Source organism: Streptomyces sp. CC0208, assembly GCF_003443735.1.
GTDB lineage: Bacteria > Actinomycetota > Actinomycetes > Streptomycetales > Streptomycetaceae > Streptomyces > Streptomyces sviceus.
The window spans coordinates 3,106,230-3,119,042 of the sequence record NZ_CP031969.1 but is presented as its reverse complement, the minus strand read 5'-3'; the positions used below and the strand labels follow the sequence as shown (position 1 = coordinate 3,119,042).

The 12,813-nt window shown below is 69.9% G+C and carries 10 protein-coding genes; 9 read left to right on the top strand and 1 reads right to left on the bottom strand.

Annotated features, from left to right (window positions below; all coding sequences use genetic code 11):
- Nucleotides 1-220: 220 nt before the first annotated feature.
- From D1369_RS14025 to D1369_RS14005, 5 genes are all read left to right on the top strand, one after another.
- Nucleotides 221-1,864, top strand: a complete 1,644-nt coding sequence (locus tag D1369_RS14025; protein WP_007384487.1) for an ABC transporter substrate-binding protein — start codon at nucleotides 221-223, stop codon at nucleotides 1,862-1,864.
- Between the two features lie 7 nt (nucleotides 1,865-1,871).
- On the top strand, nucleotides 1,872-2,795 hold the full coding sequence (locus D1369_RS14020; RefSeq protein WP_007384488.1) for an ABC transporter permease: 924 nt from the start codon (nucleotides 1,872-1,874) through the stop codon (nucleotides 2,793-2,795).
- Nucleotides 2,788-3,756 (top strand): ABC transporter permease, encoded by a 969-nt coding sequence (locus D1369_RS14015; protein ID WP_007384489.1) that lies wholly within the window; start codon nucleotides 2,788-2,790, stop codon nucleotides 3,754-3,756. Before D1369_RS14020 ends, D1369_RS14015 begins: the two co-directional genes overlap by 8 nt.
- A gap of 342 nt (nucleotides 3,757-4,098) precedes the next feature.
- Nucleotides 4,099-5,073, top strand: coding sequence for an ABC transporter ATP-binding protein (locus tag D1369_RS14010; protein ID WP_007384490.1), 975 nt, complete (start codon nucleotides 4,099-4,101; stop codon nucleotides 5,071-5,073).
- The gene (locus tag D1369_RS14005) at nucleotides 5,066-6,103 is read left to right on the top strand and encodes a dipeptide ABC transporter ATP-binding protein (protein WP_037901352.1); all 1,038 of its coding nucleotides are present in this window, start codon (nucleotides 5,066-5,068) and stop codon (nucleotides 6,101-6,103) included. Before D1369_RS14010 ends, D1369_RS14005 begins: the two co-directional genes overlap by 8 nt.
- 135 nt (nucleotides 6,104-6,238) lie before the next feature.
- Here D1369_RS14005 and D1369_RS14000 read toward each other — a convergent pair whose 3' ends face one another.
- The gene (locus tag D1369_RS14000; RefSeq protein WP_007384492.1) at nucleotides 6,239-8,359 is read right to left on the bottom strand and encodes a prolyl oligopeptidase family serine peptidase; all 2,121 of its coding nucleotides are present in this window, start codon (nucleotides 8,357-8,359) and stop codon (nucleotides 6,239-6,241) included.
- Nucleotides 8,360-8,536: 177 nt separating this feature from the next.
- Between D1369_RS14000 and D1369_RS13995 the strand changes: the two genes are divergently transcribed.
- The 4 genes from D1369_RS13995 (at nucleotide 8,537) to D1369_RS13980 (ending at nucleotide 12,750) form a co-directional block, all read left to right on the top strand.
- The gene (locus D1369_RS13995; protein WP_007384493.1) at nucleotides 8,537-8,731 is read left to right on the top strand and encodes a hypothetical protein; all 195 of its coding nucleotides are present in this window, start codon (nucleotides 8,537-8,539) and stop codon (nucleotides 8,729-8,731) included.
- 58 nt (nucleotides 8,732-8,789) lie between these two features.
- Entirely contained in the window at nucleotides 8,790-9,647 is an 858-nt protein-coding gene (gene mshB / locus D1369_RS13990; RefSeq protein ID WP_007384494.1) for an N-acetyl-1-D-myo-inositol-2-amino-2-deoxy-alpha-D-glucopyranoside deacetylase, read from the top strand.
- Nucleotides 9,644-10,054 carry a DUF6113 family protein gene (locus D1369_RS13985; RefSeq protein WP_007384495.1) on the top strand — a complete coding sequence of 137 codons (411 nt, stop codon included), beginning with the start codon at nucleotides 9,644-9,646 and terminating at the stop codon, nucleotides 10,052-10,054. The genes mshB and D1369_RS13985 overlap by 4 nt, the downstream gene beginning before the upstream one ends.
- 248 nt (nucleotides 10,055-10,302) lie before the next feature.
- On the top strand, nucleotides 10,303-12,750 hold the full coding sequence (locus D1369_RS13980; RefSeq protein ID WP_240436070.1) for a hypothetical protein: 2,448 nt from the start codon (nucleotides 10,303-10,305) through the stop codon (nucleotides 12,748-12,750).
- Nucleotides 12,751-12,813: the final 63 nt, after the last annotated feature.

Here is a 12,813-nt window from a genome sequence, read left to right as displayed (position 1 = left end):
CCGGCGCAGAACAATCATTGGTCCATATCAGTGAAAGGTCCCTGGTGGAGCCATGACGGCCATTCGGAGGCCTGTCAGATGACCCGCTTCTCGGATCCGTCGAGGCGTGACACCTAATGGACGGAATGATTAGCGTTTTGAGTCTTATTGGTAGATATTTCCTCGTATTGGATCAGTACCCTGGCGCTGGTGGCACAGCGCACTCACGAGGAGGCACTCCATGCGTGGAGCCACGCACGCCAGACGGGCCGCTTGCGCGGCGGCGGTAGCCCTCGCGGCGACGGCCTGCGGCGGTGGGGACAGCGGCAGCGACAGTGGCGGCAGCGGTGACGGCAGCGCGGTGCTGAGCTCCTCCTGGGGCGACCCGCAGAACCCGCTGGAGCCGGCCAACACCAACGAGGTGCAGGGCGGCAAGGTCCTCGACATGATCTTCCGGAGCCTGAAGAAGTACAACCCGGAGACGGGCAAGGCCGAGGACATGCTCGCCGAGAAGATCGACACGAGCGACTCGCAGAACTTCACGATCACCGTCAAGGACGGCTGGACCTTCAGCAACGGCGAGAAGGTCACGGCCCAGTCGTTCGTGGACGCCTGGAACTATGGGGCCTCCCTCAAGAACAACCAGAAGAACGCCTACTTCTTCGGCTACATCGACGGCTACGACAAGACCCACCCCGACGACGGCAGCAAGCAGACCGCCGACACCCTCTCCGGACTGAAGGTCACCGGCCCGAGGACCTTCACCGTCAAGCTCAACCAGAAGTTCTCGACCTTCCCCGACACCCTCGGCTACCCGGCCTACGCGCCGCTCCCGCAGGCCTTCTTCAAGGACCACGCGGGCTGGCTGAAGAAGCCGGTCGGCAACGGGCCGTACACCATCGACTCGTACACCAAGGGCTCGCAGATGGCCCTGAAGAAGTGGGACGGCTACAACGGCCCGGACAAGGCACAGAACGGCGGGGTGACCCTCAAGGTCTACACCGACAACAACACCGCCTACACCGACCTCATGGCCGGCAACCTCGACCTCGTCGACGACGTCCCGGCCGCCCAGCTCAAGAACGTCAAGAGCGACCTCGGCGGCCGCTACATCAACACCCCGGCCGGCATCATCCAGACCCTCGCCTTCCCGTTCTACGACAAGAACTGGAACAAGGCCGGCTCGGAGAAGGTCCGCACCGGCCTGTCCCGCGCGATCAACCGTGCCCAGATCACCGAGACCATCTTCCAGAAGACCCGTACCCCCGCCACCGACTGGACCTCCCCGGTCCTCGGCAAGGAGGGCGGCTTCCAGGACGGGCTGTGCGGGGACGCCTGCGACTACGACCCCGCCGCGGCCAAGAAGCTCATCAAGGAGGGCGGCGGGCTTCCCGGCGGCCAGATCAAGATCACGTACAACGCGGACACCGGCTCCCACAAGCAGTGGATCGACGCGGTCTGCAACTCCATCAACAACGCGCTCGACAACGACAAGGCCTGCGTCGGCAACCCCGTCGGCACCTTCGCCGACTTCCGCAGCCAGATCACCGCGAAGAAGATGAGCGGCCCCTTCCGGGCGGGCTGGCAGATGGACTACCCGCTCATCCAGAACTTCCTCCAGCCGCTCTACTACACCAACGCCTCCTCCAACGACGGCAAGTGGTCCAACAAGGACTTCGACAAGCTCGTGAACGAGGCCAACGCCGAGACCGACACCACCAAGGCCATCGAGAAGTTCCAGGCGGCAGAGAAGGTCGTACGGGACAACATGGCCGCCATCCCGCTCTGGTACCAGAACGGCAGCGCGGGCTACTCGGAGCGGCTCTCGAACGTCAAGCTCAACCCGTTCAGCGTCCCCGTCTACAACGAGATCAAGGTCGGCTGACCCCGCCATGGGACGGTACGTCGTCCGGCGTCTGCTCCAGATGATCCCGGTGTTCATCGGGTCGACCCTGCTGATCTTCCTCATGGTGAACGTGATGGGCGATCCCATCGCGGGCCTGTGCGGCGACAAGCAGTGCGACGCGGCGACGGCCGCCCAGCTCAAGAAGGAGTTCGGCCTCGACAAGCCCGTCTGGCAGCAATACCTGACCTACATGGGCAACGTCTTCACCGGCGACTTCGGCACCGCCTTCAACGGCCAGAAGGTCACCGAGCTGATGGCGACGGCGTTCCCCGTGACCATCAGGCTCACGATCGTCGCCATCGTCATCGAGATCGTCGTCGGCATCACGCTGGGCGTGATCACCGGACTCAAGCGCGGCCGGCCCGTCGACACCTCGGTCCTCCTGCTCACCCTCGTCGTGATCTCCGTCCCCACCTTCGTCACCGGCCTGCTGCTCCAGCTGCTCCTCGGCGTCGAGTGGGGCTGGATCAAACCCTCGGTGTCCACGGACGCCACCTTCGGCGAGCTGATCGTGCCGGGCCTGGTCCTCGCGTCCGTGTCCCTGGCGTACGTGACCCGGCTGACCCGCACGTCCATCGCGGAGAACAGGCGGTCCGACTACGTCCGTACGGCGGTGGCGAAGGGCCTGCCGAGACAGCGGGTCATCGTGCGGCACCTGCTCCGCAACTCGCTCATCCCCGTCGTCACCTTCATCGGCACCGACATCGGTGCCCTGATGGGCGGGGCGATCGTCACCGAGCGCATCTTCAACATCCACGGCGTCGGCTACCAGCTCTACCAGGGCATCCTGCGCCAGAACACCCAGACCGTGGTCGGCTTCGTCACCGTCCTCGTCCTGGTGTTCCTGGTGGCCAACCTGCTCGTCGACCTCCTGTACGCCGTCCTCGACCCCAGGATCCGCTATGCCTGAATACCAGGAACCAGAGGGCGCCATCGCCGGGACCGGAGCGGGCGGTGCGATGGATCTCGCGGTGAGCGAGGCCACCACCCTGGAGAAGGGCCCCGACGGTACGGGCCCTCAGGACAAGCCCCGCTCCCTGTGGTCCGACGCCTGGCGCGACCTGCGCCGCAACCCTGTCTTCATCATCTCCGCCCTGGTGATCGTCTTCCTGGTCGTCATCTCCCTGTGGCCGTCGCTGATCGCGTCGGGCAACCCGCTCAAGTGCGACCTCTCCAAGGCCCAGGAGGGCTCCCAGCCCGGCGCTCCCTTCGGCTACGACGGCCAGGGCTGCGACGTCTACACGCGCACGGTGTACGGCGCCCGTACGTCGGTGACGGTCGGCGTCTGCGCCACGCTGGGCGTCGCGCTCCTCGGGTCGGTCCTAGGCGGCCTCGCGGGGTTCTTCGGAGGCTTCTCGGACTCGATCCTGTCCCGCACCACCGACATCTTCTTCGCGATCCCCGTGGTCCTCGGCGGCCTGGTGCTCCTGTCGGTCGTCACGAGCAGCACGGTGTGGCCGGTGATCGGGTTCATGGTGCTGCTCGGCTGGCCGCAGATCTCCCGCATCGCGCGCGGCTCGGTCATCACCGCCAAACAGAACGACTACGTCCAGGCGGCGAGGGCCCTGGGCGCCTCCAACTCCCGCCTGCTGCTCCGCCACATCGCCCCCAACGCCGTGGCCCCGGTGATCGTGGTCGCGACCATCGCCCTCGGCACGTACATCTCCCTGGAGGCGACCCTGTCCTACCTCGGCGTGGGCCTCAAGCCCCCCACGGTCAGCTGGGGCATCGACATCTCCGCGGCCTCCGCCTACATCCGCAACGCCCCCCACATGCTCCTCTGGCCCGCCGGAGCCCTCGCCCTCACGGTCCTCGCCTTCATCATGCTCGGCGACGCGGTCCGCGACGCCCTCGACCCGAAACTGAGGTGAGCGGACATGAGAGCCCTGGCGGGCGAGGGTGTGTTGGAGGCGGGCGGGGCTGGGGGCCGGGGCGTCGTGGTGTGGTGTGTTCGGCGGGCTGTGGCGCCGGGGCGCTGGGGTGCCGTCCCGGGGAGGGGACCGGGGCGGGAGCGGGGCTGCAGCCCAGGGGCCGTGGTGCGGCGGGTTCGGTGTCCTGTGGGGGTGGGGGCGCTGCGTTGGCGGTCCGTCAGCGCGGGGGGTTCGCGTGTGCCAGGAGAGCGGGGGCTTGGTCGTCGAACATCGCACCACGTCCCTCGCGCCCCCGTTCCAGCCGACCCGCGACGCCCCGACCGGAAGCTGAGGTGAGTCTCCGTGCTGCTCGAAGTGCGTGATCTGCAGGTGGAGTTCAGGACCAGGGACGGGGTGGCCAAGGCGGTCAACGGGGTCGACTACCAGGTGGACGCGGGGGAGACCCTCGCGGTGCTCGGGGAGTCCGGGTCGGGGAAGTCGGTGACCGCGCAGGCGATCATGGGGATCCTCGACATGCCGCCCGGCAGGATCACCGGGGGCGAGATCGTCTTCCAGGGGCGGGACCTGCTGAAGCTGAAGGAGGAGGAGCGGCGCAGGGTCCGCGGTGCCGAGATGGCGATGATCTTCCAGGACGCGCTGTCCTCCCTCAACCCCGTGCTCTCCGTCGGCGACCAGCTCGGCGAGATGTTCGTCGTGCACCGGGGCATGTCGAAGAAGGACGCGCGGACCAAGGCCGTCGAGCTGATGGACCGGGTGCGCATCCCGGCCGCCAAGGAGCGCGTGAAGGCCTACCCGCACCAGTTCTCCGGCGGTATGCGCCAGCGCATCATGATCGCGATGGCGCTCGCCCTGGAACCCGCGCTGATCATCGCCGACGAACCGACCACCGCGCTCGACGTCACCGTCCAGGCCCAGGTGATGGAACTGCTCGCCGAGCTCCAGCGCGAGTACCACATGGGCCTCATCCTCATCACTCACGACCTCGGCGTCGTCGCGGACGTGGCCGACCGGATCGCCGTCATGTACGCCGGACGGATCGTCGAGCAGGCCCCCGTGCACGACATCTACAAGGCGCCCGCCCACCCCTACACCCGCGGACTTCTCGACTCCATCCCCCGTCTCGACCAGAAGGGTCAGGAGCTGTACGCGATCAAGGGTCTGCCGCCCAACCTGATGCACATCCCGCCGGGTTGCGCGTTCAACCCCCGCTGCCCGATGGCCCGGGACGTGTGCCGTACGGACGTACCACCTCTGTACGAAGTCGACGACGGACGGGCCAGTGCCTGTCACTTCTGGACGGAGTGCCTCAATGGTTGAGCCGATCCTGGAAGTGGATGGACTGGTCAAGCACTACCCGTTGACCCGGGGCATCCTGTTCAAGAAACAGGTCGGTGCCGTCAAGGCCGTGGACAGCGTGGACTTCACGCTCCACAAGGGAGAGACCCTCGGCATCGTCGGGGAGTCCGGCTGCGGCAAGTCGACCGTCGCCAAGATGCTGGTCAACCTGGAGCGGCCGACGCAAGGCGCGATCAAGTACAAGGGCGAGGACATCACCAAGCTCTCCGGCAAGGCGCTCAAGTCGGTCCGCCGCAACATCCAGATGGTCTTCCAGGACCCGTACACCTCCCTCAACCCCCGGATGACGGTCGGCGACATCATCGGGGAGCCGTACGACATCCACCCCGAGGTGGCCCCCAAGGGCGACCGGCGCAAGAAGGTCCAGGACCTGCTGGACGTCGTGGGCCTCAACCCCGAGTACATCAACCGCTATCCGCACCAGTTCTCCGGCGGTCAGCGCCAGCGCATCGGCATCGCGAGGGGGCTCGCCCTGCGCCCGGAGGTCATCGTCGCCGACGAACCGGTCTCCGCCCTCGACGTCTCCGTCCAGGCCCAGGTGATCAACCTCCTGGACCGGCTCCAGAGCGAGTTCGAGCTGTCGTACCTCTTCATCGCGCACGACCTGTCGATCGTCCGGCACATCTCGGACCGGGTCGGGGTGATGTACCTCGGGCGGATCGTGGAGATCGGCCGGGACGAGGAGATCTACGACCATCCGACGCATCCCTACACCCAGGCGCTGCTGTCCGCCGTGCCGGTGCCCGACCCGGAGGCCCGCGAACACCGCGAGCGGATCATCCTCACGGGTGACGTCCCGTCCCCGACGAACATTCCGTCCGGGTGCCGCTTCCGCACCCGCTGCTGGAAGGCGCAGGAGCGCTGCGCGCTGGAGGTCCCGGCGCTGGCGGTGCCCGCGGAGTTCCGGTTCGCGGGCGGCCCGGCGGCACACGACTCGGCGTGCCACTTCGCGGAGGAGAAACAGGTCGTCCCGGCCGAGGAGCCGGAGTAACACGGAGGCAACTTGACTGACCCGGTTCCGATATACGGACGCGTCAGTCTCTAAGACGTACGGCCGTGCGGGTGCCGTAAGCGGGCCGGGACGCGCCATGTCGTCCCGGCCCGCTGCTGTTACCGCGCCATCGCCCTACGCCACCCGCAACGACCGCTTCAGGAAGTCCAGCTGAAGCCGCAGCAGGTTCTCCGCGACCGTCTCCTGCGGGGTCATGTGGGTCACGCCGGACAGCGGCAGCACCTCGTGCGGGCGGCCGGCGGCCAGCAGGGCCGAGGACAGGCGCAGGGAGTGGGCGACCACCACGTTGTCGTCCGCGAGGCCGTGGATGATCATCATCGGGCGGTGCGGCTCGGCCGCGTCGACCAGACCCTCGTCGTCGACCAGCGAGTTGCGGCGATAGACCGCCGGCTGCTCGTCCGGGTGGCCGAGGTAGCGCTCCTGGTAGTGGGTGTCGTACAGCCGCAGATCGGTGACCGGGGCGCCCACCACCGCCGCGTGGAAGACGTCCGGGCGGCGCAGCACCGCGAGGGCCGCCAGATAGCCGCCGAAGGACCAGCCGCGGATCGCGACCCGGGAGAGGTCCAGCGGGAAGTCCTCGGCGAGCGCCTGGAGCGCGTCGACCTGGTCCTGGAGCGTCACCGCCGCGAGGTCGTCCCGGACGGCCTTCTCCCAGGCGGGGGAGCGGCCCGGGGTGCCCCGGCCGTCGGCCACGACCACCGCGAAGCCCTGGTCGGCGAACCACTGCGAGGTGAGGTGCGGGTTGTGCGCGGCGACCACCCGCTGTCCGTGCGGACCCCCGTACGGGTCCAGCAAAACCGGAAGGGGGCTGTCACCGGCGTAGTCCTGCGGCATAAGCACGGCGCACGGGATCCTGCGTGCGCCCCCCTCGGTGAGTGTCACGCGCGGGGTCAAACCGGGATCTTCCGCGTATGACGTGACAGTCGCCGTCTCCTTGCCGTCGCGCAGTACCCGCGCGCGGGCGCCCGGCCGGTCGAGGGTCGCCGACACCAGTACGGTCACGCCCCCGGCGCGCACCGCCGAGTGCACGCCGGGCTCCTGCGACAAGCGCTCCACTCCGAGCTCGTTCACCCGGTAGACGTGCACCTCGCCCAGCTCCGGGGACTCGGCCTCGGTGCCTGCCGACGCCGAGACCAGTACGTCGTCCCGGGTGACGTCCAGCACCGCGCGGATGTGCAACTGCGGTCCGGTCAGCGGCCGTTCACCGACCGCGAGCACCCGCGCGCCGCCTTCGTCGGCGATGCGAACGAGCTGCCCCGAAGGGCTCCAGCAGGGCACCCCAGGGAAAAGATCCAGCCAAGTTGGATCTTCGTCCGCGTGCACCATCCGGGTTGCTCCGGACTCCGGGTCCACCGCCAGATACAGCTGACTGCGCTGGTCGCGCGCCTGTACGAGCAGCAGCGGGGCACCCGCGGCTGACCAGTGCACATGGGCCAGATACGGATAGCGCTTCCGGTCCCAGGAGACCTCCGTGCGCACCCCGTCCAGAGCGATCACGAACAGCCGGACGTCCGCGTTGGGGGTGCCCGCGGCCGGGTACGGGACGTGGTGTGGCTCACGCATCGGGTGGGCCGGATCGGAGATCCACCAGCGCCGCACCGGCGTGTCGTCCACGCGCGCGACCAGCAGCCGATCGGACTGCGGCGACCACCAGAAGCCCCGTGACCGGCCCATCTCCTCGGCCGCGATGAACTCCGCGAGGCCGTAGGTGACCTGATCCGACTCCGGAGTTGCCAGCGCCCGGTCGTCCTCGCCCTCGGCGCCCACGACCCGCAGGGAGCCCCGGGCGACGTACGCGATGTGCCGTCCGTCAGGGGCCGGGCGAGGGTCGATCACCGGTCCGGAGGCGGGCAGTTCACGTGCCGTCCCGGCCCGCAGCTCCGCCGTGAAAAGCCGCCCTGACAAGGCGAAAGAGGCCAACTCGACGGCTGTGTCGGTGGCATAGCCGACGATGCCGGCACCGCCCTCGCGGCTGCGCTCGCGGCGCGCCCGCTCCGCGGCCGACAGGCGTTCCTCGGTGTTGCCCAGGAGGGCGCGCGGGTCGGCCGCCACGCGCTCCCCGCCGTCCGCCGCGTCGAGCACCCACAGCGAATTGGCCCGGTTGGTGCCCGAGTTCGAGCGCAGGAACACGACACGCGATCCGTCGGGCGCCACGGTGAACGCGCGCGGCGCGCCGACGGTGAAGCGCTGGGTACGGGCGTGCCGACGGGGAAAGGAGTCAGGCTCGGTCGTCATGACCCGACCATATTGGCCATGCGCCCCCTTGTGCGGCCGTGCGCCGACGGATGCGCAGGCCCGGATAGTTATGATCACTACCGCATAGTGGGTATGAATCCGCTGGCTGCTGTATGGATTTATCTGCCCCCCTGGTCCGACCCCCCGCGCTCTTGGGATCTTTGGAGGTGAGCCGCCGTGGCACTCTCAATTTCGGCGGTAGTGCTGCTGGCGATCATCGTCTTCTTGTTGGTGAAGAAGTCGGGACTGAAGGGCGGGCACGCCGTCGTGTGCATCCTGCTCGGCTTCTATCTCGCCGCCTCTTCGATCGCACCGACGATCAGCGAGCTGACGACCAACATCGCGGGCATGATCGGCAGTATCAAGTTCTGACCCGTCCCCGACGACCCGGCTGAGCGGGACTGTCGGTGGCTCCTCGTAGGCTGGGGCCATGACGGAACAGCCCGCTCGGCGTCTTCTCCTGGTGCACGCGCACCCGGACGACGAGTCGATCAACAACGGCGCGACCATGGCCAGGTACGCGGCCGAGGGAGCCCGGGTGACCCTGGTCACCTGCACCCTCGGCGAACTCGGCGAGGTCATCCCGCCCGGACTGCGGCACCTGACCGGCGCCGCTCTCGGCGAGCACAGGCGCGGCGAGCTCACCGCGGCCATGCGTGAACTCGGCGTCGCGGACTTCCGCCTGCTCGGCGGCGCCGGGCGCTACCAGGACTCCGGAATGATGGGCCTCCCGGAGAACGACGACCCCGCCTGCTTCTGGCGGGCCGATGTCGACGACGCGGCCCGCCATCTCGTCGAGGTGATCCTGGAGGTGTGCCCCCAGGTCCTCGTCACCTACGACGACCACGGCGGCTACGGCCACCCCGACCACATCCAGGCCCACCGCGTCGCCATGCGCGCCGTCGAGCTCGCCGCCGACGCCGGATGGCGGATCCCGAAGGTCTACTGGAACCGCGTCCCGCGTGCGATCGGTGAGCGGGCCTTCGCCCAGCTCCACGCCGACCTGCCCGGCCTCCCCTTCACCAAGTCCGCCGTCCTGGACGACGTGCCGGGCGTGGTGGACGACGAGCGGATCACCACCGAGATCGACGGCACCGCGTACGCCACCGCCAAGAGCGCCGCGATGGCCGCCCACGCGACCCAGATCGACGTGTCCGGGGCGTACTTCGCGCTCTCCAACGAACTCGCGCAACCTCTCTTCACCACCGAGTACTACGAACTGGTGAGAGGGGAACCCGGGGACACCAGGGAGACCGACCTGTTCTCCGGGATCGAGGGCGCGTCATGAGCGACCGTACGTCGATGCTGGCCCAGCCCCTGCAGCGCCCCTCCGCCGGACGGGTCGCCGCCTACCTCGGCCTTTTCGTGCTCGGGGCGGTCGTGGGGCTCGCCGGAGCGCTGGTGCAGGGGGGCTGGTTCCCGGGCGGACTGCTGCTCGCGCTGCTCGGCGAGGCCGGACTGCTGCTCGGCGGGGCCCGCGCCGCCGCCGGCCGGGCCGGAGCCGTCGCGCCCGCCGGCGGCTGGATGCTCGCCGTCATCTTTCTCACCACCAGCCGTCCGGAAGGCGACTTCGTCTTCGCCGCAGGAAGTGGCTCCTATCTCTTCCTGCTCGGCGGCATGGCTGTGGCTGTGATCTGCGCCACCCTTGGGCAAGGGCGGCAACCGGGCGGCGACGCCGCCCGACTTGGCAAGTGACGTACCACTTCTCCACATCGCGCGCGTGCGAGTCCCGTGTGGGTTTCCCCGGCGGTCGTGGGATACAGGCCAGAAGTGGCCAGTATGGTGGTGCGCGCCGCCGGCGCCCGAAGCAGTGAGGTCGAAACGGGCGGCGGAGCCAACCGGGAGAACCTGCCTTGAGTCGTGAAACTGACAGTCCGTCCTCCGGGCCCAACGGGCGCGGCGGAGCCGCCTACCCCTCGGGCACGCCGCCGTACGGGACGCCCATGGCTTCCGACGGCGGTCCGGACGCGGGCCGTTCGGCCACGCAGCCGGAGGAACGCAAGACCGAGACCACGCTGACGACCCGGATCCGGATCAACATCCCCGGTTCGCGGCCCATTCCGCCGGTCGTCGTGCGTCAGCCCGTCGCGGAAGCGGAGAGTTCCGGTGACAGCGGTCCGGAGGCCGAGGCGCCGACGCCGAGTCCCTCCTCGACCACCGGCACGGTCGAACTGCCCGCCGAACCCGCCCCGCCGACCGCCGAGGAGAGGCAGAGCGACTGGTTCGCGCCCCGCAAGTCCGGCCCCGCCAAGGGCGGTCCGGGCGCGGGTGCCGGCAACGGAGTCGGTCTGCCGGGCGGTTCGGGCGCGGGTGCGGCCGGTGCCGGCAGCCCCGGTGCGTCCGGCCCCCGCCACGGCGGTGCCGGTGCCGGTGCGGCCGCGTCCGGCGGTGCGCGCCCCGGTGCCGGGCGCCCCGGTGGGGTGGTCGGTTCCATGAGCGTGCCGGGCGGTTCCCGTTCCGGCGCCACGAACGGCGCCGGGCTCCCGGGTGCCACGGGCGGTCCGGTGGCCCCGGGCCACGGCGGCGGCACCGGCTCCTTCGACGTCACCGAGGCGCTGAACGCCGGCCAGCGAGGCACCGAACCCCGCCGCGACGAGCTGCCGTACTTCGCGGAGAACGGCAACGGCTCGGGCGTCCCGGGCGAGGAGAACGGCCAGGGCGGCTACGGCGGCCCCGCCGGTGGTCCGAACGGCCAGAGCGGCTTCGGTGCGCCGGGCGGCCCCGGTGTCCCGGCCGGCCCCGGCGGGCAGAACGGCCAGATCGACTACGGCGGCCAGGGCGGCCGGATCGACTACGGCGGCGGTTTCGGCGGAACGCAGGGCGCCGGCGGCCCGGGCGGGTCCCAGGGTCCCGCGGGCCCGACGGGCGGCCCGGTCACCGGCGACGGCCCGGTCGTGCCGCCCGCAGGACCGGACCCCTTCGCCAGGGCCGAGTCCTTCGGCGGCGAGCCCTTCAACGGTCCCGACAGCTTCAACGGCCAGGGCGGCGGCCCGGGCAGCGGCGCACGCGGTCCAGGCGGCCCCGGCGGATCCCGTGGCCCGGGCGGCCCCGGCATCTCCGGCGGCCCCGCGGGCCCCGGTGCCCCGGGCATCTCCGGCGGTCAGCCCGGCCAGTCCGCTCCGGGCGGCCCCGGCACCCTCGGTCGGCCGGGCGGCCCCGGCGCCCCCGCCCCCGGCGGTGCTCCCGGTGCCGGTCTCGGCCCCGGTGGCGGTCTGAGCGACGACACCGCGATCCTCACCCCGCAGAAGCCGGCCCCGGGACCGGGCGCTCCCGGTTACGGCGCCCCGGACAACGTCTCCGGACACACCGTCACCAGCGGCATGCCGGTCGTGCCGTCGGGCGCCCAGAACGCCCCCTTCGGACCGGGCACCGACGGCCGTACGCCCCCGAAGCTGCCCGACACCGCGTCGCAGGCGGCCCCGGCCGCCGCGGCGAAGAAGAAGAAAAAGAAGGGCCGCAGCAAGCTGGCGATGGTCGGCGGCACGGTGGTCCTGCTGGGCGTCGGTGCCTACGGCGCCGGTCTCCTGATGAACCGCTCCGACGTGCCCAAGGGCACCACCGTGCTCGGCGTGGACATCGGCGGCGGCACCCGCGACGACGCGGTCAAGAAGCTCGACGACTCCCTCGGCGACCGGGTGAACGAGGCGCTGAAGCTGTCGGTCGGCGGCGACACCGTCTCGCTCAAGCCGGACCAGGCGGGGCTCCAGCTCGACGACCAGGCCACGGTCGCCGCGGCCGCGAAGAGCGACTACAACCCGATCTCCGTCATCGGCTCCCTCTTCGGCAACCACCGGGTCGTCGACCCGGTCATGCCGGTCGACGAGGAGAAGCTCCAGGCGGCCCTGGAGGACGCCTCGGGCGGCGCGGGCTCGGCGACCGACGGCACGATCAAGTTCGTCAACGGCAAGGCCGTCGCCGTGTACGGCAAGGCGGGCAAGGGCATCGACGTCGCCAGGTCGACCACCGCGGTCGAGGAGGCGTACCGCACCCAGGTGGAGACCGGCACCGCGGGCAAGGTGACGCTGCCGACGACCACCAAGCAGCCGACGATCTCGAACGCCGAGGTCGACCGGATGATGAAGGAGTTCGCGGAACCCGCGATGTCCGAGATCGTCATCATCAAGACCGACGCGACGCACAGCATCAAGTTCGGCTCGCTGTCCCTGCCGAAGATCCTCGGCTTCAAGGCGGTCGACGGCAAGCTCGTGGAGACGTACAACCTCGAAGCGCTCAAGGAGGCGTACGGCACCACCTTCGCGGGCGTGCAGATCAACGGCGCGAGCGGCAAGCGCGACGTCCTGCCCGAGGACGTGGCCTCCGCCCTCCGCAAGGCGCTGCGCGGCAAGACGGCGGCCGAGCGCGTCGGGGTCATCGACACCAACCCGAGCTGACCGATCGGCAGTCAGGCACCGGAGTGCCGCCCGACATGACATCTGTCATGCGGCACTCCGGAC

Bases quoted from the DNA above. Each gene is read 5' to 3' on its own strand.
- D1369_RS14025 (WP_007384487.1), top strand. From the start codon at position 221: ATGCGTGGAGCCACGCACGCCAGACGGGCCGCTTGCGCGGCGGCGGTA.
- D1369_RS14020 (WP_007384488.1), top strand. From the start codon at position 1,872: ATGGGACGGTACGTCGTCCGGCGTCTGCTCCAGATGATCCCGGTGTTC.
- D1369_RS14015 (WP_007384489.1), top strand. From the start codon at position 2,788: ATGCCTGAATACCAGGAACCAGAGGGCGCCATCGCCGGGACCGGAGCG.
- D1369_RS14005 (WP_037901352.1), top strand. From the start codon at position 5,066: ATGGTTGAGCCGATCCTGGAAGTGGATGGACTGGTCAAGCACTACCCG.
- D1369_RS14000 (WP_007384492.1), bottom strand. From the start codon at position 8,359: ATGACGACCGAGCCTGACTCCTTTCCCCGTCGGCACGCCCGTACCCAG.
- mshB (WP_007384494.1), top strand. From the start codon at position 8,790: ATGACGGAACAGCCCGCTCGGCGTCTTCTCCTGGTGCACGCGCACCCG.
- D1369_RS13985 (WP_007384495.1), top strand. From the start codon at position 9,644: ATGAGCGACCGTACGTCGATGCTGGCCCAGCCCCTGCAGCGCCCCTCC.
- D1369_RS13980 (WP_240436070.1), top strand. From the start codon at position 10,303: ATGGCTTCCGACGGCGGTCCGGACGCGGGCCGTTCGGCCACGCAGCCG.